Annotated in this window: 17 protein-coding genes; 10 read left to right on the forward strand and 7 right to left on the reverse strand. The window is 65.0% G+C overall.

Going from position 1 to position 21,509, the window contains the following annotated elements:
- Nucleotide 1 precedes the first annotated feature (1 nt).
- The 6 genes from ACEN8U_RS22700 (at nucleotide 2) to ACEN8U_RS22725 (ending at nucleotide 8,468) form a co-directional block, all read left to right on the forward strand.
- Complete coding sequence (locus ACEN8U_RS22700) at nucleotides 2-2,383, forward strand: aldehyde dehydrogenase family protein (protein ID WP_310110312.1); 2,382 nt, start codon at nucleotides 2-4, stop codon at nucleotides 2,381-2,383.
- A 120-nt stretch (nucleotides 2,384-2,503) separates the two neighbouring features.
- Complete coding sequence (locus ACEN8U_RS22705) at nucleotides 2,504-3,472, forward strand: ribokinase (protein ID WP_310110314.1); 969 nt, start codon at nucleotides 2,504-2,506, stop codon at nucleotides 3,470-3,472.
- A gap of 49 nt (nucleotides 3,473-3,521) precedes the next feature.
- The gene (locus ACEN8U_RS22710) at nucleotides 3,522-4,583 is read left to right on the forward strand and encodes an ABC transporter permease (protein WP_310110316.1); all 1,062 of its coding nucleotides are present in this window, start codon (nucleotides 3,522-3,524) and stop codon (nucleotides 4,581-4,583) included.
- Nucleotides 4,584-4,716: 133 nt separating this feature from the next.
- Nucleotides 4,717-5,721: an autoinducer 2 ABC transporter substrate-binding protein gene (locus ACEN8U_RS22715; RefSeq protein WP_013588246.1), complete on the forward strand. Its 1,005-nt coding sequence runs from the start codon at nucleotides 4,717-4,719 to the stop codon at nucleotides 5,719-5,721.
- Between the two features lie 59 nt (nucleotides 5,722-5,780).
- A complete protein-coding gene (locus ACEN8U_RS22720) occupies nucleotides 5,781-7,337 on the forward strand; it encodes a sugar ABC transporter ATP-binding protein (RefSeq protein WP_310110318.1) in 1,557 nt (518 codons plus the stop codon).
- 24 nt (nucleotides 7,338-7,361) lie between these two features.
- Nucleotides 7,362-8,468, forward strand: coding sequence for an ABC transporter permease (locus ACEN8U_RS22725; protein WP_310110320.1), 1,107 nt, complete (start codon nucleotides 7,362-7,364; stop codon nucleotides 8,466-8,468).
- Between the two features lie 69 nt (nucleotides 8,469-8,537).
- Here the strand turns inward: ACEN8U_RS22725 and ACEN8U_RS22730 are convergent, their stop codons facing one another.
- Nucleotides 8,538-9,272 (reverse strand): DeoR/GlpR family DNA-binding transcription regulator, encoded by a 735-nt coding sequence (locus tag ACEN8U_RS22730; protein WP_013588249.1) that lies wholly within the window; start codon nucleotides 9,270-9,272, stop codon nucleotides 8,538-8,540.
- Between the two features lie 252 nt (nucleotides 9,273-9,524).
- Here ACEN8U_RS22730 and ACEN8U_RS22735 point away from each other — a divergent pair, with 252 nt between their 5' ends.
- From ACEN8U_RS22735 to ACEN8U_RS22750, 4 genes are all read left to right on the forward strand, one after another.
- Nucleotides 9,525-9,785 (forward strand): DUF2934 domain-containing protein, encoded by a 261-nt coding sequence (locus ACEN8U_RS22735; protein ID WP_310110321.1) that lies wholly within the window; start codon nucleotides 9,525-9,527, stop codon nucleotides 9,783-9,785.
- Between the two features lie 29 nt (nucleotides 9,786-9,814).
- Nucleotides 9,815-10,081: a hypothetical protein gene (locus ACEN8U_RS22740; RefSeq protein WP_310110323.1), complete on the forward strand. Its 267-nt coding sequence runs from the start codon at nucleotides 9,815-9,817 to the stop codon at nucleotides 10,079-10,081.
- A 200-nt stretch (nucleotides 10,082-10,281) separates the two neighbouring features.
- Nucleotides 10,282-11,364, forward strand: coding sequence for a glycosyltransferase family 4 protein (locus tag ACEN8U_RS22745; RefSeq protein WP_310110325.1), 1,083 nt, complete (start codon nucleotides 10,282-10,284; stop codon nucleotides 11,362-11,364).
- A gap of 73 nt (nucleotides 11,365-11,437) precedes the next feature.
- Complete coding sequence (locus ACEN8U_RS22750) at nucleotides 11,438-13,252, forward strand: HAD hydrolase family protein (RefSeq protein ID WP_310110327.1); 1,815 nt, start codon at nucleotides 11,438-11,440, stop codon at nucleotides 13,250-13,252.
- A 39-nt stretch (nucleotides 13,253-13,291) separates the two neighbouring features.
- Here ACEN8U_RS22750 and ACEN8U_RS22755 read toward each other — a convergent pair whose 3' ends face one another.
- The 6 genes from ACEN8U_RS22755 to ACEN8U_RS22780 all read right to left on the reverse strand — a co-directional run bounded on the left by ACEN8U_RS22755 (nucleotide 13,292) and on the right by ACEN8U_RS22780 (nucleotide 21,509).
- The gene (locus ACEN8U_RS22755) at nucleotides 13,292-16,222 is read right to left on the reverse strand and encodes an ATP-binding protein (RefSeq protein WP_310110329.1); all 2,931 of its coding nucleotides are present in this window, start codon (nucleotides 16,220-16,222) and stop codon (nucleotides 13,292-13,294) included.
- Between the two features lie 167 nt (nucleotides 16,223-16,389).
- The gene (locus ACEN8U_RS22760; RefSeq protein ID WP_310110331.1) at nucleotides 16,390-17,361 is read right to left on the reverse strand and encodes an AraC family transcriptional regulator; all 972 of its coding nucleotides are present in this window, start codon (nucleotides 17,359-17,361) and stop codon (nucleotides 16,390-16,392) included.
- Nucleotides 17,362-17,582: 221 nt separating this feature from the next.
- A complete protein-coding gene (locus tag ACEN8U_RS22765; protein WP_310110333.1) occupies nucleotides 17,583-18,404 on the reverse strand; it encodes an alpha/beta hydrolase in 822 nt (273 codons plus the stop codon).
- 575 nt (nucleotides 18,405-18,979) lie between these two features.
- Complete coding sequence (locus ACEN8U_RS22770; RefSeq protein ID WP_310110334.1) at nucleotides 18,980-19,270, reverse strand: PAAR domain-containing protein; 291 nt, start codon at nucleotides 19,268-19,270, stop codon at nucleotides 18,980-18,982.
- 35 nt (nucleotides 19,271-19,305) lie between these two features.
- Complete coding sequence (locus ACEN8U_RS22775; protein ID WP_310110335.1) at nucleotides 19,306-20,829, reverse strand: DUF2235 domain-containing protein; 1,524 nt, start codon at nucleotides 20,827-20,829, stop codon at nucleotides 19,306-19,308.
- Nucleotides 20,830-20,831: 2 nt separating this feature from the next.
- The gene (locus ACEN8U_RS22780; RefSeq protein ID WP_310110337.1) at nucleotides 20,832-21,509 is read right to left on the reverse strand and encodes a DUF3304 domain-containing protein; all 678 of its coding nucleotides are present in this window, start codon (nucleotides 21,507-21,509) and stop codon (nucleotides 20,832-20,834) included.

Consider the following 21,509-nt stretch of genomic DNA (forward strand, 5'->3'; position numbering starts at 1 on the left):
CATGAGCGTAGCGGAGTATTTTTCTTCGATGGAGTACGGCCCCGCGTCCGAGGACGATCAGCCCGCGCGCGCGTGGCTCGCGCAGCATGACGGACGCTTCGGCCATTTCATCGGCGGCGCGTGGCGGGAGAGCGCGAGCGGCGCGCGGTTCGTCTCGCACGCACCCGCAACCGGCGAGCGCCTCGCCGACATCGCCCAGGGCGACGCAGCCGACATCGACGCCGCGGTCGCCGCCGCGCGCGCCGCGCAGCCGGGTTGGCAGGCGCTCGGCGGCGCGGGCCGCGCACGGCATCTGTATGCGCTCGCGCGCATGGTGCAGCGGCACAGCCGCCTTTTCGCGGTGCTCGAAGCGCTCGACAACGGCAAGCCGATTCGCGAGACGCGCGATCTCGACATACCGCTCGTGGCGCGTCACTTTCTGCATCACGCGGGCTGGGCGCAGTTGCAGGACAGCGAATTCGCGGACTATGCACCGCTCGGCGTGATCGGCCAGATCGTGCCGTGGAATTTTCCGCTTCTGATGCTCGCGTGGAAGATCGCGCCGGCTATCGCAACCGGCAACTGCGTGGTGCTGAAGCCGGCGGAATACACGCCGCTCACGGCGCTGCTGTTCGCGGAGCTTGCCGAGCGCGCCGGCTTGCCCGCGGGCGTGCTCAATGTGGTGACCGGCGACGGTTCGACGGGCGCGGCGCTCGTCGACCATCCGCAGGTCGACAAGATCGCGTTCACCGGTTCGACGGAAGTAGGCAAGCTGATTCGCTCGGCAACGGCCGGCTCCGGCAAATCGCTGACGCTCGAACTGGGCGGCAAGTCGCCCTTCATCGTATTCGACGACGCCGACCTCGACGCCGCCGTGGAAGGCGTGGTCGACGCGATCTGGTTCAACCAGGGCCAGGTGTGCTGCGCGGGCTCGCGGCTGCTGGTGCAGGAGGGCGTCGAAGCGCGCTTCATCGCAAAGCTCAAGCGCCGCATGGAGACGTTGCGCGTGGGCAGGTCGCTCGACAAGAACATCGATCTCGGCGCAATTGTCGATCCGGTGCAGCTGGAGCGGATCCGCTCGCTCGTCGAAAGCGGGCGGCGCGAAGGTTGCGCGATCTGGCAGGCGGGCGAATCGGCATTGCCTGCCGACGGCTCCTTCTATCCGCCGACGCTCGTGACGAACGTTGCGCCCGCATCGATCCTCGCGCAGCAGGAAATCTTCGGACCGGTGCTGGTCACCATGAGCTTTCGCACGCCGGACGAAGCCGTCGCGCTCGCCAACCATTCGCGCTATGGACTCGCCGCGAGCGTGTGGAGCGAGACCATCGGCCGGGCGCTCGACGTGGCGCCGCGGCTCGCGGCGGGCGTCGTGTGGATCAATGCAACGAATCTCTTCGACGCGGCGGTCGGTTTCGGCGGCTATCGCGAATCGGGCTATGGGCGCGAGGGCGGACGTGAGGGCATTTACGAATATCTCAAACCGCGCGCGTGGCTCAATCTTCCGAAGCGCCGGCCGGTGAGCGCGACGCCACAGGTTTCGAGCGCGGCGCCGAACATCGTGTCGATCGACCGCACGGCCAAGCTTTTTATCGGCGGCAAGCAGGTGCGGCCGGATAGCGGCTATTCGCTGGCGGTTCACGCGCCGGACGGCACGCCGGTCGGCGAAGTGGGCGAAGGCAATCGCAAGGACATACGCAACGCGGTGGAAGCGGCGCGCGCGGCGCACAAGTGGTCGCAGACGAGCACGCATAACCGTGCGCAGGTCCTGTTCTACCTCGCGGAGAACCTGGCGGTACGCGCCCACGAATTCGCGCAGCGGCTCTGCGCGCGCAACGGCGCGACGCCGGAAGCGGCGCGTGCCGAAGTGGAGGCGTCCGTCACGCGTCTCTTCACTTATGCGGCGTGGGCCGACAAGTTCGACGGCGCAGTGCATACGCCGCCTCTGCGCGGCGTCGCACTCGCGATGCACGAGCCGCTCGGCGTGATCGGCATGGCGTGTCCGGACGAGGCGCCGTTGCTGGCGTTCGTTTCGCTTGTCGCGCCCGCGCTGGCGATGGGCAACCGTGTGGTGGTGCTGCCGGGCGAAGGCGGGCAACTCGCGGCGACGGACTTCTATCAGGTCGTGGAGACGTCCGACGTGCCGGCCGGCGTGCTAAATATCGTCACGGGCAGACGCGCGGCGCTGCTGCCGGCGCTCGCGCAGCACGACGACGTGGATGCGCTGTGGTGCTTCGGCAGTGCGGCCGATGCGGCGCTCGTCGAACGCGAATCGGTCGGCAACCTGAAGCGCACCTTCACCGATTACGGCCACGCATTCGACTGGTTCGACCGGGCGAGCGAAGGCCGGCCGTTCCTGCGCCAGGCTGTGCAGGTGAAGAACATCTGGATACCGTACGGCGATTGACCGCGCTGCAGCGAATGCACGGCGATCACAACATGAAGGAGACAACGTGCCGAATACTCTCGACTTCTTGCCGTTGACGAACGCTGCGTCCTCGCACGCGCCGCGACGGAGGCTCGCGTCATGAGCGCGCAGCAGCAGGGCGGACGCGTCGTCATTCTCGGCATCTACGTGACCGATCTGACGTTTCGCGCGGCGCGTATGCCGCTGATCGGCGAGACGATTGCGGGCTCCGCGTTTGCGATGGGGCCGGGCGGCAAGGGCTCGAATCAGGCCGTGGCCGCCGCCCGCGCGGGCGCCGAGGTGGTGTTCTGCACGCGCATCGGCGACGATGCATTCGGCTCGATCGCGCAGGCCACCTGGGCGCGCGAGGGCATTACGGCGCGTGCCACGGTGGCGGCCGGCGTCGCGACGGGCGCGGCACATATCTTCGTCGACGACACCACCGGCATGAACGCGATCATCGTCGCGGCAGGCGCGGCAGGGACACTGTGCGCCGCCGACGTCGATGCGATAGAAACCGACATTGCGGGCGCGCGGGTCTTCGTGACGCAGCTCGAACAGCCGCTCGCGGCCGCGCGGCGCGGACTCGAAGTGGCGCGCAGGCATGGCGTCATCACCGTGTTCAATCCGGCGCCCGCCATGCCGCTCGACGACGACATCTTCCCGCTGTGCGACTACATCACGCCGAACGAAAGCGAGGCGGCGGCGCTCACCGGCGTGCAGATATCGACTGTCGACGACGCCCGGCGCGCGGCCGACGTGCTGCTCGCCAAAGGTGTGGGCGCCGTCATCGTCACGCTGGGCGAAGGGGGCGCGTTGCTGCATGACGCGACGCGATCCGTCTGGCTGCCCGCGTTTCGCTGCGGTAACGTAGTGGAAACGGCGGGCGCGGGCGACGGCTTCACCGGCGGCTTCGCGGCCGCGCTGGCACGCGGTGAGGACGCGATATCGGCGCTGCGCTTCGGTTGCGCGCTCGCGGGCATCTCGGTCACGCGCGCGGGTACCGCGCCTTCCATGCCGACGCTCGCCGAAGTCAATGAGGTGCTAAATCGGCACAGCGAATCGAGCCGGGCAGCACAGGTGTCGTAATCCATTCGTGAAGTAACGTGCAGTGCAGTGCAGGGAGATCATGAGCGCCATGAAGTCTTCGTTTGCTGCGGGAAAACTGTTTGCCGACCGGCAACTGAACTTCCTTCTGATCGTCAATGTGCTCGTCGTGCTGGTCGCGACGTGGCTCTCGCGCGGCCAGTTCGTCGACGTCGACAACCTCCAGTCGATGGGCGGCCAGCTCCCCGAGCTCGGCCTGCTCGCGCTCGGCATCATGCTTTCCATGGTGTCCGGCAACGGCGGCATCGACCTCTCCGGCGTCGGGCTCGCCAATCTGTCCGGCATGGTGGCGGCGATCGTGGTGCCGCGCTTCGTGAGCGGCGACGATTCGCCCGTGCTGTACACGTCGCTTTTCTGCGCGATCGTGCTGACCATGGGCTTGCTCGGCGGACTGCTCAACGGTGTCGTGATCGCGCGCCTCAGGCTCACGCCGATTCTCTGCACGCTCGGCACGCAGTTGCTCTTCACCGGCTTTGCCGTCGTGATCAGCAACGGCGCATCGGTGCATGTCGACTATGTCGAGCCGCTGTCGGATATCGGCAACGGCACCGTGTTTCAGGTGCCCATTGCGTTTTGCATCTTCATCGCCGCCGTGATTCTGCTGGGATGGCTGCTCAGGCGCAGCCCGTTCGGCCTGCGGCTCTATCTGATGGGCACGAATCCCAAAGCCGCGTTTTACGCGGGCATTCCGCGCGCGCGCATGCTCATCACCACTTACGCGATGTGCGGCGTGCTCGCGTCGCTCGCCGGCCTCATTAGCGCGACGCATACGTCGAGCGCGAAATGGGACTACGGCAACTCCTATCTGCTGATCGCGATTCTCATTGCCGTGATGGGCGGCGTGAATCCGGCAGGCGGTTATGGTCGCATCGTCTGTGTATTTTTTGCGGCAACGGTGCTGCAGTTTCTGTCGAGCCTCTTCAATCTGCTCGGCGTTTCGCAGTTTTTCGGCGACTGCGCATGGGGCTTCTTGCTGCTGTTGTCGCTCGCGTTCGCGGGCGGGGAACGGGTGCGTGCGATTTTCGGCTTCGGCGGGGGTGGTGCGAACCCGGCTTCCGCTCGCGCCGATAGCGGCGCGGCCCCGAAGGGTTAAGCGCGACAGCGGAGTAACGGCAAAGGCAAAAGCAAAGGCAAAGGCAACGATCGAGGCGAACAGGGTGCCCTGCCTGTTCGCGACGGCTGACACGGCCAGCACGGGCGACATCGAACGATAAAGGAGACATTGCATGAAACTGACTCGACTGGGTGCCGCGATTGCAGCAGGTGCAGTGGCGGTAGGCGCGATCGCCGCGGCACAGGCTGCCACCAACGAGACCATCGTCACGGTCGTGAAGGTGACGGGCATCAACTGGTTCAACCGGATGGACGAAGGCGTCAAGGAATTCGCAAAAGACAACCCCGGCGTGAGCGCTTACCAGACGGGTCCCGGCCGCGCGGACGCGGCGCAGCAACTGAAGATCATCGAAGACCTGATCGCGAAGAAAGTCACCGCGATTGCGGTGGTGCCCTACGATCCGCCGACGCTCGAGCCGGCGCTCAAGAAAGCGATGGACCGCGGCATCAAGGTCGTCACGCATGAAGCGGACAATGCGAAGAACACCATGGTCGACATCGAGGCGTTCGACAACACCGCCTATGGCGCCGGCCTGAACGAGCGGCTCGCGTCGTGCATGCACGACGAAGGCAAGTGGGCGGTACTGGTGGGCTCGCTCGGCAGCCGCTCGCAGGTGCAATGGGCCGACGGCGGCATCGGCAATGCGAAGGCGAAGTACCCCAAGATGAACCTCGTGGAGCCGAAGCTCGAAACCAACAACGACGGCGAGCGCGCCTATGAAGTCGCGAAAGAAGTGCTGCGCAAGCATCCGGATCTGAAGGGCTTCCAGGGCTCGTCCTCGCTCGATGTGATCGGCATCGGCCGTGCGGTGGAAGAGGCGGGCATGCAAGGCAAGATCTGCGTGTACGGCACGGGTTTGCCCAACGAGGCCGGCAAATTCCTCGAAAGCGGCGCGATCAACGGCATCGCGTTCTGGGATCCGAAGCTCGCCGGCATCGCGATGAACAAGGTCGCGAAGATGCTGGTGGACGGCAAGACGGTCGAGAACGGCGCGGACCTCGGCATTCCGGGCTACACGAAGGTGACAGTCGCCAAAGGGCCGGGCAAGGGCATCATCGTGCGCGGCCAGGGCTGGGTGAATGTCGACAAGTCGAACTACAAGCAGTATCCGTTCTGATTCCGCTGTTCACTTCGAGGCGTGTCGATAGGCACGCCTCGGCACCGCGACTCATCATCATGAATCAAGAAGACGTCTCTTTCGCGCCGCCGTCGCAGTCCTCGCAGCCGTTCCTGGAAGTGGTCGGCGTGCATAAACGCTTTACCGGCGTGCATGCGTTGCGCGGCGTGAGCCTCGCGTTCGAGCGCGGGCAAATTTATCACCTGCTCGGCGAAAACGGCTGCGGCAAGAGCACGCTGATCAAGATCATTTCCGGCGCGCAGCCGCCGGACGAAGGGCAACTCGTGATCGAAGGCGTGCCGCATGCGCGGCTCTCCGCGCTGGAGGCGCTCGCGGCCGGCATCGAAACCGTGTATCAGGATCTGTCGCTGCTGCCCAACATGAGCGTCGCGGAAAACGTCGCGCTCACGTCGGAACTCGCCACGCACGAAGGGCGGCTCGCGCGTACCTTCGATCGCCGCGTTCTTGCCGCCACGGCTGCACGCGCGCTCGAAGCAGTAGGCCTGCCCGGCAACGCGGATTTCCAGGCGACGCTCATCGAACAGCTGCCGCTCGCCACGCGACAACTGGTGGCCATTGCGCGTGCGATTGCGAGCGAGGCGAAATTCGTCATCATGGACGAGCCGACCACGTCGCTCACGCAAAAGGAAGTGGACAATCTGATCGCCGTGCTCGCCAATCTGCGCGCGCAGGGCGTGACGGTGCTGTTCGTGAGCCACAAGCTCGACGAATGCTATGCAATAGGCGGCGAAGTGATCGTGCTGCGCGACGGGCAGAAAATGGCGCAAGGGCCGATTGCGCAGTTCACCAAGGCGCAAATCAGCGAACTGATGACGGGGCGCCATCTGTCGAACGAGCGGTATCGCGAGGGCGCGCACGCCGAGGACGTCGTGCTCGACGTGCGCAACTTCACGCGCGCGGGCCAGTTCAGCGACGTCGCGTTCAAGCTGCACGGCGGCGAGATTCTCGGCGTGACCGGTCTGCTCGATTCGGGTCGCAACGAACTGGCGCGCGCGTTGGCGGGCGTCGCGCCCGCGCTGTCGGGCGAGGTGCTGCTGGACGGCAAACGTATTGCGCTGCGCACGCCGTCCGACGCGAAGCGGCATCGCATCGGCTATGTGCCGGAAGACCGCCTGAACGAAGGGCTGTTCCTCGACAAACCGATTCGCGACAACGTGATCACCGCGATGATCTCCAGCCTGCGCGACCGCTTCGGCCAGATCGACCGCACGCGTGCCGAGGCGCTTGCCGTGCAGACTGTGAAGGATCTGCAGATCGCGACGCCGGGTGTCGACAAGCCGGTGCAGTCACTGTCGGGCGGCAACCAGCAGCGTGTGCTGATCGGCCGCTGGCTCGCCATCGACCCGCGCGTGTTGATCCTGCACGGGCCGACCGTCGGCGTCGACGTGGGCTCGAAGGACATCATCTATCGGATCATGCAGCGGCTCTCGCAGCGCGGCATCGGCATTATTCTGATCAGCGACGACCTGCCGGAGCTGCTGCAGAACTGCGACCGCATTCTGATGATGAAGAAGGGCCGCGTGGCCGCCGAGTATCGCGCGGACGCATTGAGCGAGGCCGATCTGTACCACGCGCTGCTTTCCGAAGCGGCCTAGAGGAAGTAAGGACGCCAAACCGCCATGAACTCGCGCATCCAGCCGCGCATCGACTCGTCCATCGATTCGCCTATCGACTCGTCCGTTGACTCGTCCATCAAGCAGACCATGAGCACTCCGAATGTCGTCGAAATCGCGCCGAGCCCCGAACCGCGAGGTTTGCGCATGAGGCTCGCGCGCAATCCCGAGTGGTTCACCGTCGCGCTGATCGTGGTGACGTGTCTGATCGTCGGCGCAATCAATCCGCGCTTCTTTCAGTTCGCGACGCTCTTTGATCTGCTGCATTCGGCGACCACCATGTCGCTGTTCGCGCTCGGCACGCTCGTCGTGCTCGCCTCGGGCGGCATCGACGTGTCCTTCACCGCGATTGCCGCGCTGACCATGTACGGTATCACCAAGGCCGTGTTCGCGTGGTGGCCGGATGCCCCGTTCGCGCTGATTCTCATCACCGGGGCCTTGGGCGGTGTGGTGCTCGGCGTCGTCAACGGGCTGCTCGTGCATCGGCTGAAAGCGCCTTCGCTGATCGTCACGATCGGCACGCAATACCTGTATCGCGGCTTGCTGCTGACGTTCATCGGCACGACGTTCTTCATGAACATTCCGCACAGCATGGATCACTTCGGCCGCATTCCGCTCTTTTTCTATCACACCGCTGACGGACTGCGCGCGGTGCTGCCGGCCTCGGTGCTGGCGCTTGTCGCCGCCGCGCTGGTCACCTGGTGGCTGCTCAATCGCACGATGATGGGACGCGGCGTCTACGCAATGGGCGGCTCGCTCGCCATCGCCGAGCGGCTCGGCTACAACCTGCGCGCGATCCATCTGTTCGTGTTCGGCTATACCGGCATGCTCGCCGGCATCGCGGGCATTCTGCACGTGTCGAACAACCGCCTCGCGAATCCGTTCGACCTCGTGGGCTCGGAGCTGGACGTGATCGCCGCGGTCATTCTGGGCGGTGCGCGCATTACGGGCGGCACAGGCACGGTGGTGGGCACCTTGCTCGGCGTCGTGCTCGTCACGCTCATCAAGAGCGTGCTGATTCTCGTGGGTGTGCCGAGCACCTGGCAGAAGGTGATTATCGGCGCGTTCATTCTGCTGGCCGGCACGCTGTTCGCACTGCAGCGCAAGAGCTGAGGCGCCGCGGCCGGAGGATCGCCGCCGCACAGGCACGGGCGAACCCGTGCATAGTGCGGCAATAGTCGGCTATTGGCGCTTGCGCGCCTGCCGGCCCTCTTCGGTGATGATCGAGTCGAAGTCTTCGATCTGTGAAAAGCGCACGGCCTTGACCACGCCGAACTTGCTTCTGTCGACCACCAGATGCCGTTCGACGGCACTGGCCATGGCCGCCTGCTTCACCGCGACTTCATGGAAGTTCCAGCAGGTCACGCCGCGCGCGGGGTCCACGCCGCCCGCCGAAATAAACGCCTTGTTGATGCCCATGCGGCGCAGCATCTCGAGGCTTTCCTCGCCCGCGAACGAATCCGACGAAGGCACGTAGACGCCGCCGAGCAGGATCATCCGCACGTTCGGTTTGCGGCGCAACACCTCGGCGACATTCAGCGAATAGCACACCACCGTGACATGGCGCTCGGGCGGAATGAGCCGGGCGAGCGCCACGAGTGTCGTGCCGCAATCGATGAAAAGCGTTTCGTTGTTGCCGATCAATCCCGCTGCAATGGCCGACGCCTCCGCCTTGGCTTGCGCGAAGTGATCCTTTTCCTGCTCCAGCGAATAACCGGCGTTGCCCGCGTTATTCGGCACGTCGGTGGCACTGACGATATAGCCGCCCAGATACGTGAAGCGATCCGCATTCGCGGCAATGTCGCGGCGCACCGTCATTTCGGAGACGCCGAGCAGGGCGGCGGCATCGCGCAGGCGCATCACGTTTTGCCGTGTCAGCGCGTCGGCCAGAGCGCGAAGGCGATCGGGTTTGAGCATGGAGGTCCTGGCGCGTGGGGAGTGTGTGAACGACGTTAGGTTTTAATCATGTTTGCTGAAACAATTATAACGACTGGTGCAGCGCGCGGCGAGCGCGACGGCGCACGCAACCCGGCCCGCGCGGAGTGCCTTATCGCCTTCGCGACGAAATGCGCCGGCACGCGACCCATGGGAACGCGCTTTGCTCCATGACCGGCGCGGCGCCGCATGGCGTACGCGCCTTCAACTGACCACGAACGTTTGGAGACTGCCATGGACGGCTTGCCTCACGAACCCACCGTCGAGGACCGTATACGCAAGCGCGCGTACGAGCTGTGGGAAAGCGACGGCTCGCCCGAAGGACGCGCCGACGATTACTGGGTACGCGCCGAAGCGCAGATCGAAGCCGAAGGCGTGTCGGGCGACGCCGAGCCGGCGGTGGCCTCCGATCAATCGGGCAAAGGGCGACGCGCGGCCGAAGCCATTGGCGACGAGGGCGTGCAGGCCGCCGGAAACGCGCCCGGCGGCAGCTAGCCGCATCACACGACACGCGGGAGAGCATCATGGATTTCAAATACGGAGGCTGCATCGTCCATCTGACGGCAGGTGTCGACGGCGGCATGATCGTCGCGCATGCGCGGATCGAAGTGACGCCGGGCAGCGTGAGTTCGGGCGACGATACGCACGACATGGAGTTTCATCGCGATTTCGTCGACGAGCACGAGGCGCTCGAATTCGCCCGCGAGCGCGCGACGGCATGGATCGACGAGCACGTGGAGCGTGCCGAGCCCGCGGCGCCCGGCGACGGTTACGCGAGGCCGCTCAGTTAGCACCCGGTGAGATCAAGCGCGGTGCGCGGCGCGCACAGGCTCATTCACCAGCCGAATGGCAAGGGGCCGCGCGCACCGCTTAATTTCATTGGCGGCCTGTACATTTTTCCATCGGCCGGACGTGGCGCGGTTCACGCGCGACATGGCCGGGCATGCACCATGCGGCGCGTCTGACATCGGTTCGTCGAACGGAGCAGGGCATGCGTATCGCGCAGGTTTCGCCGCTGTATGAGAGGGTGCCGCCGGTCGCTTATGGCGGCGTCGAAAGAGTGGTGGCGTGGCTCGTGGACGGTCTCGTCGCGCGAGGCCACGACGTCACGCTCTTTGCAAGCGGCGACTCGCGCACGCGAGCGCGGCTCGTCTCGGGAAGCGACTGCGCGATTCGCCTGATTGAAGATACCGCCGACCCGCAGGCTTTTCATTTCGCCATGCTCGAAGAAGTGGTGCGGCGCGCGGACGAATTCGACATTGTCCATTTTCATACGGACTACCAGAGCTTTCCGTTCGCGCGCCGCTTGCGCTGCCCCGCGCTGACCACCTTGCACTGGCGGCTCGACGTGCCCGGCCTGAGCACGCTCTACCGGCAATTCGCCGACATGCCGGTGGTCTCGATCTCCGCCGCGCAACGCACGCCGCTGCCCTGGCTCAACTGGCGCGCGACAGTTCATCATGGCCTGCCTGCGGATCTGCTGCGCTTTCATGAAACGCCCGGCGATTACGCGGCTTTTCTCGGCCGCATCTCGCCCGTCAAGCGGCCCGACCGCGCGATCGAGATTGCGCGGCGCGCGGGTGTGCCTCTGCGCATCGCCGCGAAGATCGACAATGGCGACCGCGCCTATTTCGACGAGGAAATCGCGGGGCTGTTCGAGTTGCCGCACGTCGAGTATTGCGGCGAAGTCGACGATTCGTGCAAGAACGATTTCCTCGGACAAGCGCGCGCATTGCTGTTTCCGATCGACTGGCCGGAGCCGTTCGGCCTCGTGATGATCGAGGCGCTCGCGTGCGGCACGCCGGTGATCGCATTCGATCACGGTGCCGCGCATGAAATCGTCGAGCACGGCGTGACGGGCTTTCTCGTGCAATCCGTCGACGAAGCCGTCGCCGCGCTAGCGAAGATCGACAGCATCAGTCGCGCCGCGTGCCGTACGGCCTTCGAGCGCCGCTTCACCGTCGAGCGGATGGTCGATCAATACGCCGGTATTTACCAAGCGATGCTGCGGGACACACGCGATACCCGCAACACGCACGACACGCACGATACGCAACCGCTTCAGACGGACTGAAGCGGGGGCCCGACAACAGGGCGGACCCGCACCGCCGAACACCGCGAACGAATCCAGACACGGAGCGCTTTTCATGCGATTTTTTGCCATTGCGACCGATTACGACAACACCCTGGCCTGCGACGGACGCGTCGCCGACTCGACGTGGGACGCGCTCGAACGCCTGCGCGCCTCGGGCCGCCAGGCCATCCTCGTGAGCGGGCGCGAGATGGACGACCTGCTTGCTATCTGTCCGCGGCTCGATCTGTTTTCGCGAGTCGTCGCGGAAAACGGCGGCGTGCTGTACATGCCTTCGACGGGCACGCGGCGCCTGCTCGCCCCGCCGCCGCCGGCCGCTTTCGTCGACGAATTGAGAAGCCGCGGCCTGCGGCACTTCAGCGTGAGCGAGACGCTCGTCGCGATGATGAAGCCCGCCGAGCAGATCGCGCTCGCCGCGATTCGCGACCTCGGCCTCGGCTTGCAGATCATCTTCAACGGCGACGCGGTGATGATCGTGTCGCCGGGCATTTCCAAAGCGAGCGGCTTGCAGGAGGCGCTGAGCGAGCTGGCGTTGTCCGCCTTCAATGTGGCCGGGATAGGCGACGCCGAGAACGATCACGCGCTCCTCGACGCGTGCGGTTTTGGGGTGGCGGTCGCCAATGCGCTGCCCGCACTGAAGGCGCACGCCGATATGGTGACGAGCCAGGCGGCGGGGGCCGGTGTCGCCGAACTGGTGGACGCGCTGGTGAAGGACGACCTGCGCGAACGCGCGAGCGTGGCGCAGAAGAGCCGCGTGCTGATCGGGCATGCGTGCGACGCCGGCGAACCCGCCGACCTGTACTGTCCCGCGCACGGCTCGGTCGTGCTGCTCGCCGGCGAATCGGGATGCGGCAAGTCGACCGCCTGCGCCGGCTTGCTCGAGCGCCTCGCGGGCATGCACCAGCAGTTGTGCATCATCGATCCGGAAGGCGACTATCAGAACGACGAAGATACGATCGTAGTCGGCGACGCGCACACCGCGCCGCTGATCGAAGAAGTCGTGCAACTGCTCGCGCGTCCTCCGCGTTCGGCGGTGGCGGTGAATCTGCTGCGCGTGCCGTTGCCGGAGCGGCCCGCGTTCTGCGCGTCGCTGCTGCTCGAGGTGCAGCAGTTGCGCATGCGAACCGGCCGGCCCCATTGGCTCGTGTTCGACGAGGCGCATCATCTGTTTCCGGCCGGATGGGCGGGCGCAAGCCAAACCATTCCAGCGGCGCTGGAAACGGCGCTCGCCATCACGGTGTCGCCGCAGCAACTGGATGGCGCCTTTCTGCGTCAGGTGAATCTGCTGCTCGCGATGGGACCGAGCGCCGGCAAGGCCGTGCAGGAACTCGCGAAGGCCACGGGCCGGCCCGTGCCGCAGCTTCAGGAAACCGCGCTCGAAACGGGGCAGGCCTTGTTATGGCGCCTCGACGAGCCGGCGCCCGAGGGCGTGATCCGGCTCGAGCCGGGCAGCAAGCACCGGCTCAGACATCGGCGCAAATACGCGGAAGGCCTGCTGATTCCCGAGCGCAGTTTCTATTTCCGCGGGCCCGAGCACGCATTGAATCTGCGCGCCCATAATCTCGTGCTGTTCGTGGAGATTGCCGAAGGTGTCGATGCGGGCACATGGCAGTATCACCGCGAGCGGGGCGACTATTCGCGCTGGTTCGAAACGGAGATCGGCGACCCCGATCTCGCGGCGCAGGCCCGGCAGATCGAGCAGGATGCCTCGCTCGATGCAGCCGCGAGCCTTGCGCGGATCAAGGCGGCCGTGCACGAGCGCTACACGCAGCCCGAAAACCCGTCGATGCCCGCGGTGCTGACCGCGAAGAACGCGGACGTCGCGATCGCCGACGGCGATGAGAATCCAGGCCGGGCCGCAGAAAAATGATCAGGATGCCGTACTAAAATGGCGCGGTGCGCCTGCGTTCTAATCGACGCGCGCAAGGCTCCTGTTCGATTTGCGGGCGACCCGGCGACGCGGGTCCGGCGGGAGCGGATTCGCCGGCATGGCAGGTGCAGCGCTCATGCATTGCCCTTGACGCAGTGTCGCGAGCGTCTCGAACAGCAGTTGCACGTCGGTCGTGCTGGAGGGCGCATCGAAAGCGAGCGCCATGTGCTCCAGCATGTCGAGCGCATCGGCATCGCGCGCGCCGTCGCGCGCTTCGTCGCGCCACAATGCGGCCAATGCGAGCGACGCGCGCAATTCCCACATCTTCGCGCCTTGCGCACGAGCGAGGTCGATCGCCTGTGTAAAGCAGGCTTCGGCGTCGGCGGATTTGTGTTGTGCGCGCGCGGCGATGCCCAGCACGCGCCACAGCTCGGGGACGAACATCATCTCGCCGTGGCTCTCGCAGAACTGCAACGTGTCGGTGAGCCGGCGCTCCGCTTCGTCGCTGCGTCCCGCGGCCACGAGCGCCTCTGCATAGGCCGCGATAAAAAGCGTGATGAGACGCCTGAAGCCGCGCGCGATCAGCGCGTTGAGCGAGCTTTCCAGCAGCGCGATGCCGCGTTGCGTGTCGCCGCCGAGTATGTCGCGATACGCCGACAGGCAGTTGCAGTAATCGCGCCAGACGTCGAGCCCATGCAGCGCGACTTGCGAGCGCATGATGTCGAGATACACCGCCGCGCGGCCGAGGTCGCCGCACATCAGCGAAAGCGGCGCCGCCGACGCGCCGAGCGTATGCGTGAGAGAAGGCTCCATGATGTCCGGCCGCACGAGACCGACGAGTGTGTCGACAAGCCGCATTGCCTCGCCGCAGTGTCCCTCGAGCCACGCGATGCGCGCGAGCGTGCCGTTGCAGTAGACGAGCGGATCGACGGCGATCGTGTCGTCGCGCAGGCCGCCGTATTCGAGCTCGGCAAAGCGGTTTCTCGTGCGCAGCAGTTCTGTCCTCGCCTCGGCGTGACGGCCGAGGCAGTGCTGCGAAATCGCGGCGATCTGGTCGGCTAGCGTCTCCTGCCATGGGTTCTCGCGCTCCTGCGCGAGCTGCCGCAGGCGCTGCGCGAATTCCGCCGACGCGTGGATGTTGCCGCTCGAAATCATCGTGGTCCACAGGCCCCACAACGCGCGGGCGTGATAGCCGGCGTCGCGGCGTTCCGTCGCGAGCGCGTAGACCTTGCGCCACAGTTGCTCCGACTTCGACACGGAGCCGCGCACATGCGGCAGTGCCGAAGCCAGTGCCGCGCGCACGCGCATTTCGTCGAGCGCGTCGACGCTCGCCGCGGGCAGCGCGTCCAGCGCCTCGACCGCGCGCTCGGCACGCTCGCAGCATTCCGCGACCATGCCGCCGTCGAGCAGCGCAGCCGTCAGATTCGATGCTAGCGCGACGCCCAATTGCGCGTCGCCATCCGCGGAGAAGGCCCAGTCGCAGGCGTGGCGTGCGTCGTCGAGCGTGTGTTTGAGCGCAGCCGCGCTGTCCGCCTTGCCGCGCACCGTCTGCGCGGTGTGCGTGATAAAGCATTGCGACAGGTAGCGCGCGTGGCGCACTGCCAGCGCCTGGCGCTCGCCTTCGGCCTGCAGCTTGTCGAGCGCATACGCGCGGGTCGATTCGGACAGACGGTAGCGCGCGACCGGGCCGTCGAACTCGACGTTGACGAGCGACTTCGCCAGCAGTTCGCTGATCGCACTGATTGCGTCGGCGACGCTCAGCGATGCATCGCATGCCACCGCGCACATCGCTTCGAAACTGAATACGCCGCCGAACACCGCACTTCTGCGAAACAGGGCCTGCGCTTTCGCATCGAGCAGCGCGAAGCTCCAGTCGAACGTCGCGCGCAAGGTCTGATGACGCGGCAGAGCGGTCCGGTAGCCGCCCGCGAGTATCGCGAGGCGATCGTCGAGCCGTTGATGGACGCCCGCCACGCCGAGCGTCACGACGCGTGCGGCCGCGAGTTCGAGCGCGAGCGGAATGCCGTCGAGCCGCCGGCATATTTCGCCGACGAGCCGCAGCTCGGTGCTGTCCCGGCTGACATCGAGCTGCATGGAGTGGGCGCGCAGCAAAAACAGATTGACGGCGGACTGCCGCAGGATCTCGGCGTCGGCGCTGCCGGGCGGCGGCACCTCCAGCGGCTCGACGCGAAACACGGCTTCCGCCATGATCCGCAGCGGCTCGCGGCTCGTCACGAGCACGCGCAAGTCCGCGTTCGCGGCGGCCAGCGCCTCGACGGCTTCGGCGACATGCTCGATCACGTGCTCGGCGTTGTCGAGCACCAGTAGCCGGCGCTCCGCGAGTGCCGACGCGATCTGCGCGAGGTCCGGTGTCGTGTGCTCGACCGGCAGTCCGCAAGCTTGCGCGATGGCGGCGAGCACCTCGTCGCGCGTGCTAAGCGTCGCCAGTTCGACGAACCACACGGGCTCCGTGAAATCCGCCGCCGCATGACGCGCGGCTTCGACGGCGAGACTCGTCTTGCCAATGCCGCCCGCGCCGACGAGCGTCAGCACGCGCGTGTGTTGCAGCATCGAACGGATCTCGGCGACGGCCGTGTCGCGGCCGACGAGCTGCATGCGCTGCGGCGGCAGCGGGCGTCCGGCCGGCGTCTGCACGGCCGGTTGCGTTGCATTTGCCGGGCGCTGCCGCTGCACGAGCCGGTAGCCGCGGCCGGGCACGGTCAGAATCAGGTCGCGGTCCGCGCCGAGAATCTTGCGCAGCGCGGACAGGTGCACCTGGATATTGTTTTCCTCGACGATGGTGTCGGGCCAGACGGCGTCCAGCAACTCGTCTTTGGTAACGAGGCGCCCGGCGGCGCTCGCCACCATGGCGAGGATGTCGAAGGCGCGCGAGCCGAGCGGCACGCGCTCGCCGTCACGCCACAAGGTGCGCAGTTCCAGATCGATTTGAAAGCGGCCTAGTTCAATCATGTCGTTTTCAATTTCCGGGACAACGGGCTGAGAGGAAAAACAGGCAAGCGGTACGGCAGAAATTACCGTCTTCTGGCCGGCGCGTCTTGTCGGTTAGTGCGATGCTTTGTATGAAAGTCTCGGAATGAGGCGAAGCAACGCGCCTGTGCGCAAGTCGTGCCGCGCGCCTAGCGCTTTGCCTGACGGCGCCAATGTCCGGGCGGCGTACCGACGAGCTGCGAGAACGTGCGCGTGAAGTGACTCTGATCGGAGAAGCCGCAAGCGATGGCGATCTCGGACAACGAGCGGTCCGAGCGTTTCAGAAGTTCGCGCGCCTCTTCGACGCGCCGCTCCAGCAGCCATTGATGCGGCGTGCGCTGCGTGGTCTCGCGAAACGCGCGAATGAAGTAGCTGCGCGAGAGGTTGCACGCGCTGGCAATGTCTTCGAGGGATACGTTGCCCTGCGACCGGGCGAGTAGCATGTCCTTCGCGCGTGCTTCCTGCAGCGCGGACAGACGCCGGCTGCCGTGCTCGGGTCCGCGCGCGGGCGCGCCGTAGCGATCGAACAGATGAGTGCCGATGGTCACGCCGAGCTGTTCGATGAAAAGCGGGCTTGCGCTGGTTTGCGCACTGTTTTGTGCACCCAGCGTGAGTGCGAGCACCTGGGCGAGATGACCGAGCACCGGGTCCTTGCGGCCGGCCACCGTCGCGATGTGTGCGAGGCCGCTGCCGCCGCGCTCGTGGCACGTGTCGCTGACAAACGCGCGCGACAGTTCGATCAGCACGAAGTCGAAGCCGCCTAGCAGCTCGGCGCGGTAGTCGTCGGCGAAATTGCGCACATAGACCGAGTCGCGATCGAACTCATGCGTCGCCCAACGATGTTGCGAATAGATGCGCCGCCGATGTCCTGCCTTGAGCGACACGCCGATCAGCACGCCGCGGTCCGAGCCGTCCATGACGACCGGGTTCGTGTCGCTGTCGCGCGTGCACTTGCGATAGAAGCGGAACTCGCCGGTGTCCAGTTCGACGTCGTGTTGCAACTGACTCGACAGACAGCCGAGCGAATCCTTGCGGCGCGCGGCCGGGTCGCCGCTGCCGGAAGCGGCAGAGCTGGCGGATGAAGCGGAAGATGCGGCGGATGCAAGCGTATCGTTGAACATGGTTGACACCTCGGTTCGTCGCAGCGCCCCAACTGCATGCCGCTAATTTACTCGGACATCGTTAAATGTAAGTGAATTGTCATTATGCCGGTTGCCGGCGGTTCTGGAAATGCGCCAAATTGCTTCTTGCATCATGGGCCGTGGCGCGGACGAAAGGCGGACGCCTCGCCCGCCATGAAGAGGTGCGGCGCCGCCCGTTCGCGGCGCTCGCCTCGTGCGTTTTAGCTCTGCAGGAATTCGAGGAGGTCGGCGTTGACCTGGTCGGCGTGCGTCGTGCACATGCCGTGCGGCGCGCCGGCATACACCTTCAGCGTCGCATGCTTGACGAGCTTCGCCGAAAGGCGCGCCGAGGCGTCGATCGGTACGATCTGGTCGTCGTCGCCATGAAGGATCAGCGTGGGCACGTCGATCTTCTTCAGGTCGGGCGTGTAGTCCACCTCGGAGAACTGTTTGATGCATTCATACTGGCCTTTGATCGAGCCGAGCATGCCTTCGCGCCAGAACTCGTCGATCATGCCTTGCGAGACTTTTGCGTTCGGACGGTTAAAGCCATAAAAAGGCACCGCGAGGTCCTTGTAGAACTGCGAGCGGTTCGCCGCCACGTTCGCGCGAATGCCGTCGAACACGGACATCGGCAAGCCGTTCGGATGCGCCTCGGTCTTCAGCATGATGGGCGGCACGGCGCCGATCAGCACGGCCTTCGCAACGCGCGAACTGCCGTGGCGGCCGATATAGTGAGCGACTTCGCCGCCGCCCGTCGAATGACCGACGAGCGTCGCTTCCTTGACATCCAGGGCGTCGAGCACGGCGGCGAGATCGTCGGCGTAGGTGTCCATGTCGTTGCCGTGCGACGGCTGATCCGAGCGGCCATGGCCGCGGCGGTCATGCGCGATCACGCGATAACCCTTCTGCACGAGGAACAGCATCTGCGCGTCCCAGGCGTCCGCGTCGAGCGGCCAGCCATGCGAGAAGACGACGGGCTTACCGGTGCCCCAGTCCTTGAAGAAAATCCGCGTGCCGTCTTTCGTGGTGACCGTGTTCATGGTGTGTCGCTCTCCGTGCTGTGAGTGAGATGTGCCCGCATGGCCGCTGCTGCCGGCCGATGCCGCGGCCATCGCGACGCCGGGCGCGGCGAACGCGGTGACGGCCGCGCTGGCGCCTGCTGCGAGCCACTGGCGGCGATTTGCCGAGGGAACTGCGGATGAGTTAGCCAATTCGTTTCTCCGTACCTGTGACGTTGTTGTGCGCGTGCCGCTTATGCGTCATGGGTGCATGACGCGGCATCGCAGGCTTGAATCGTACGGGCGCGGATATTCGGCGTACTTCAGATTGCTTAATTGTTGTTAAGCGCGGAGTCGTTTACCTCGCTCACGCCTCGCAGCCCGACGCGAACGGGCGCTACACGCGCCCGCGCACGTCGTCGATCCGGAATTGGGCTTATAAGTCGGAATCCGCTCTGCTGGAAGTGCTGTTGATTCAGCGTGTTAGGTGCCGCATGCGCGACTGTCTGCAATCCGCGCCATACATTTGCGATCGACCCGACCTCGCCGCACATGGGCTGGTCGGTCGTCAGCATCGCGGTGATCCAGGCACCACAATCGTCACGAGACCGTGACGTCTACGCGCGGGCTCCGGCACGGTACTGCGACGCGATCAGTAGCGGACTGGGGCGGCACTGACACAGGCACGAGTCGCCGCTGAGCGCGGGGCGCCGGCCGTCGGGGCCGCGCTCCGGCAGGCGCTCACCCACGCAGACGATCTTGCCGGTGGTGTTGCATTCTGGACACCACACCGGATCGCCTTCATAGGCCGCAGCGCGACCGTCGATGATGTCGTTGCGCACCGTCGCGATCACACGCCCGCTTGCGGTCGTGGTATCGCCTTCGCGGATGTCGTGACGAACACTCATGCTGTTTCTCCTGTCATCTTTCCTCATCGGGACGGTCAGATCACCGTCTCGGAAAGCGCGGTGCGCTGTATGCCCGTGGTTTGGGCAACGCGCATCGGCGCGGCTCCCGTTTGGGCGGCAGGTGCATGCACGCCCGACACGTCGATGACCTGGCGCGGCCGGAGGTAGCCGCTACTGTCGATTCTCAGGAATCCGGCGCGCGAATCGTGCACGTACTGGTCGAACAGGCGGAGCAGACCCGACGATAGCGCGGGCGGGCTCAGCCACGCATTCCAGTAGCCCCGTTGCTCATCGGAAAGGGGCTTGTTCATTTCCGCATCTCCTCCAGCCGTCGAGACCGTGCGTTCGTATTCGCCGCGATCGCTGTTCCACAGTTGGGTCAGATAGGCGCGCCAGTTCATCGTGTCGATGTCGATCTTCATGCTTTCGTGGAACTGTTTGATCCGCTCCAACTGCGCCTGGATCCCCGGATCGGTCGAACTCGCGTCTTTGTAAATGTCGGAAGGCCTCTGGCCGAAGCGGGCCTTAAGCCAGCCGTAGTATAGACACATGTGCGCAAAGACCTGCTGCTCCAGCGTGCCGGTAGTGCCGACGGTGCCCGCGTATTCATCGAAGAGCGTCTTGACGTCCTCGTCGTACTCGAACAGATCGTTGATCTTCTTGTCGGCGAGTTTGGGGGCGATGAACGGCACGCCGCTGATGGCAGCCTCCAGACGCATCCGGTTCAGCGCGATACGAGGGAGCAGGTCGGAGCGTGCCTGCTCGCCGGGACGATAGCCGCCGCCGACATCGGAATGCATGCCGGGCAGCACGATTTCCTCATATGTGCCGGCGCTGCCGCGTACCGGCGTCAGTGGAAAACAGGCCCGCAATTCGTGGCCTGCGACGAAGTGAAGACACCGCTCGACCTGGATGGGGACCTGCAGACACATGCCGGAAAGGTCGTGCGCGGGCAGGCCAACTGATTCGACCGTGTCGAATAGGCCTAAGAAGCGGATGTGCAGCGGCGCAGATTCGCCGTCGACCGCGCTAGGGCAGGGCCAGTGCGGCACACCGTCCTTCACCGCGCATTTCTTCAACAGCCGGTTCACGAATGCCCGTGCAAGTGTCGCGCCGCGCGAGAAACCGAATACGGCGATGTCGATGCGGCTGACTTTGTGGTTAAAGCGCAAGCTATCTTCGAAATCTGCTTCGGCTTTCATCAAGCGCGCATCGCTGCCTAGCCCTGCGCCCCCGCCTAACGCTTCGCTGTCGCGGATCTTTTCCCACCAGTGCGGATTGCTTGTATCGAGTAGGGTGCCGACGCCGGGATAATAAAAGCGATTGATAAGCGGAGATTCGCTTTCGTCAACATGCCCCTTGTACAGACGCGCAATGTTGGAAAGCTTTTTCTGCGGCTCATCAATACTGAGATTATTGCCCGTGCCGTCAAAGAAGAAGCTGAACCAGGGCTGCTGTTCGCAGGTTGTACAGGTCATGAATGCTTCGGCATGCAATTGCGTTGCAGTTTTCACCGACCGCAGGAAGTTCATCGGGTCGTCGGTTAGCCAGTCCTGCATCGTCATTCTCCTATGTGCCGCATCACGCGCTGGCCGGAATACAGTTTGTCCACCCTCGGATTCTCGGGACGCAAGTCTGCCGAAGGAAATAGCTCGGCTTCCACTTCATGACCAGGAAAGAAACGGACGATCAGATAGCTATGCGATTGTGGCTGCGTAGGCATTGCTCCTTTTACCTCGACATCGCGGCTATAGGTCTTCCATGTAGACTCGTCCTCCTGATGACCGCCGACGCGCCACACAACCTTGATGGTCTGGCCTACGCCGGGGATCAACGAACAGCATTGACGTCCTCCTTTGCCACCGTGTGAGAACTCCTGAACCTGGATGCCCCCCAGTCCGGTGTCTTTTCCATCAGCAGTCTGAATCCAGAAGTCCTGGATATAGTCCTCGGTGTAGTTCGCACTCCACGCCGAAGCATCGACATAGTCCATCCGCTGGCCTGTCGCACAGGCAGCCAGCATGCTCAACATCATCGCGACGAAAATCCGCGCCATCCGCGTCATTGCCTGGTTTTCCTTCGCAGCAAGCGGATCTGCTACGTGGTGGGCTCGCCGCCGACTGCGCTCGGGGAGGGCCGGTGCGGCACGCCGTCTGTTGGAGAGCTTCCGCTGCAATGGCGTTGCAGTTTTCATCGACCGCAGGAAGTGCATCGGATCGTCGGTTACCCAGTCCTGCAT

The organism is Paraburkholderia phenoliruptrix (genome assembly GCF_047325075.1).
GTDB classification, from domain to species: Bacteria; Pseudomonadota; Gammaproteobacteria; order Burkholderiales; family Burkholderiaceae; genus Paraburkholderia; species Paraburkholderia phenoliruptrix.

What these genes read in the sequence shown, in the direction of transcription:
- ACEN8U_RS22710 (WP_310110316.1), top strand. Translation starts at nt 3,522, where the DNA reads ATGAAGTCTTCGTTTGCTGCGGGAAAACTGTTTGCCGACCGGCAACTG.
- ACEN8U_RS22725 (WP_310110320.1), top strand. Translation starts at nt 7,362, where the DNA reads ATGAACTCGCGCATCCAGCCGCGCATCGACTCGTCCATCGATTCGCCT.
- ACEN8U_RS22735 (WP_310110321.1), top strand. Translation starts at nt 9,525, where the DNA reads ATGGACGGCTTGCCTCACGAACCCACCGTCGAGGACCGTATACGCAAG.
- ACEN8U_RS22745 (WP_310110325.1), top strand. Translation starts at nt 10,282, where the DNA reads ATGCGTATCGCGCAGGTTTCGCCGCTGTATGAGAGGGTGCCGCCGGTC.
- ACEN8U_RS22740 (WP_310110323.1), top strand. Translation starts at nt 9,815, where the DNA reads ATGGATTTCAAATACGGAGGCTGCATCGTCCATCTGACGGCAGGTGTC.
- ACEN8U_RS22770 (WP_310110334.1), bottom strand. Translation starts at nt 19,270, where the DNA reads ATGAGTGTTCGTCACGACATCCGCGAAGGCGATACCACGACCGCAAGC.
- ACEN8U_RS22715 (WP_013588246.1), top strand. Translation starts at nt 4,717, where the DNA reads ATGAAACTGACTCGACTGGGTGCCGCGATTGCAGCAGGTGCAGTGGCG.
- ACEN8U_RS22775 (WP_310110335.1), bottom strand. Translation starts at nt 20,829, where the DNA reads ATGCAGGACTGGCTAACCGACGACCCGATGAACTTCCTGCGGTCGGTG.
- ACEN8U_RS22750 (WP_310110327.1), top strand. Translation starts at nt 11,438, where the DNA reads ATGCGATTTTTTGCCATTGCGACCGATTACGACAACACCCTGGCCTGC.
- ACEN8U_RS22760 (WP_310110331.1), bottom strand. Translation starts at nt 17,361, where the DNA reads ATGTTCAACGATACGCTTGCATCCGCCGCATCTTCCGCTTCATCCGCC.
- ACEN8U_RS22720 (WP_310110318.1), top strand. Translation starts at nt 5,781, where the DNA reads ATGAATCAAGAAGACGTCTCTTTCGCGCCGCCGTCGCAGTCCTCGCAG.
- ACEN8U_RS22780 (WP_310110337.1), bottom strand. Translation starts at nt 21,509, where the DNA reads ATGCAGGACTGGGTAACCGACGATCCGATGCACTTCCTGCGGTCGATG.
- ACEN8U_RS22705 (WP_310110314.1), top strand. Translation starts at nt 2,504, where the DNA reads ATGAGCGCGCAGCAGCAGGGCGGACGCGTCGTCATTCTCGGCATCTAC.
- ACEN8U_RS22755 (WP_310110329.1), bottom strand. Translation starts at nt 16,222, where the DNA reads ATGATTGAACTAGGCCGCTTTCAAATCGATCTGGAACTGCGCACCTTG.
- ACEN8U_RS22700 (WP_310110312.1), top strand. Translation starts at nt 2, where the DNA reads ATGAGCGTAGCGGAGTATTTTTCTTCGATGGAGTACGGCCCCGCGTCC.
- ACEN8U_RS22765 (WP_310110333.1), bottom strand. Translation starts at nt 18,404, where the DNA reads ATGAACACGGTCACCACGAAAGACGGCACGCGGATTTTCTTCAAGGAC.
- ACEN8U_RS22730 (WP_013588249.1), bottom strand. Translation starts at nt 9,272, where the DNA reads ATGCTCAAACCCGATCGCCTTCGCGCTCTGGCCGACGCGCTGACACGG.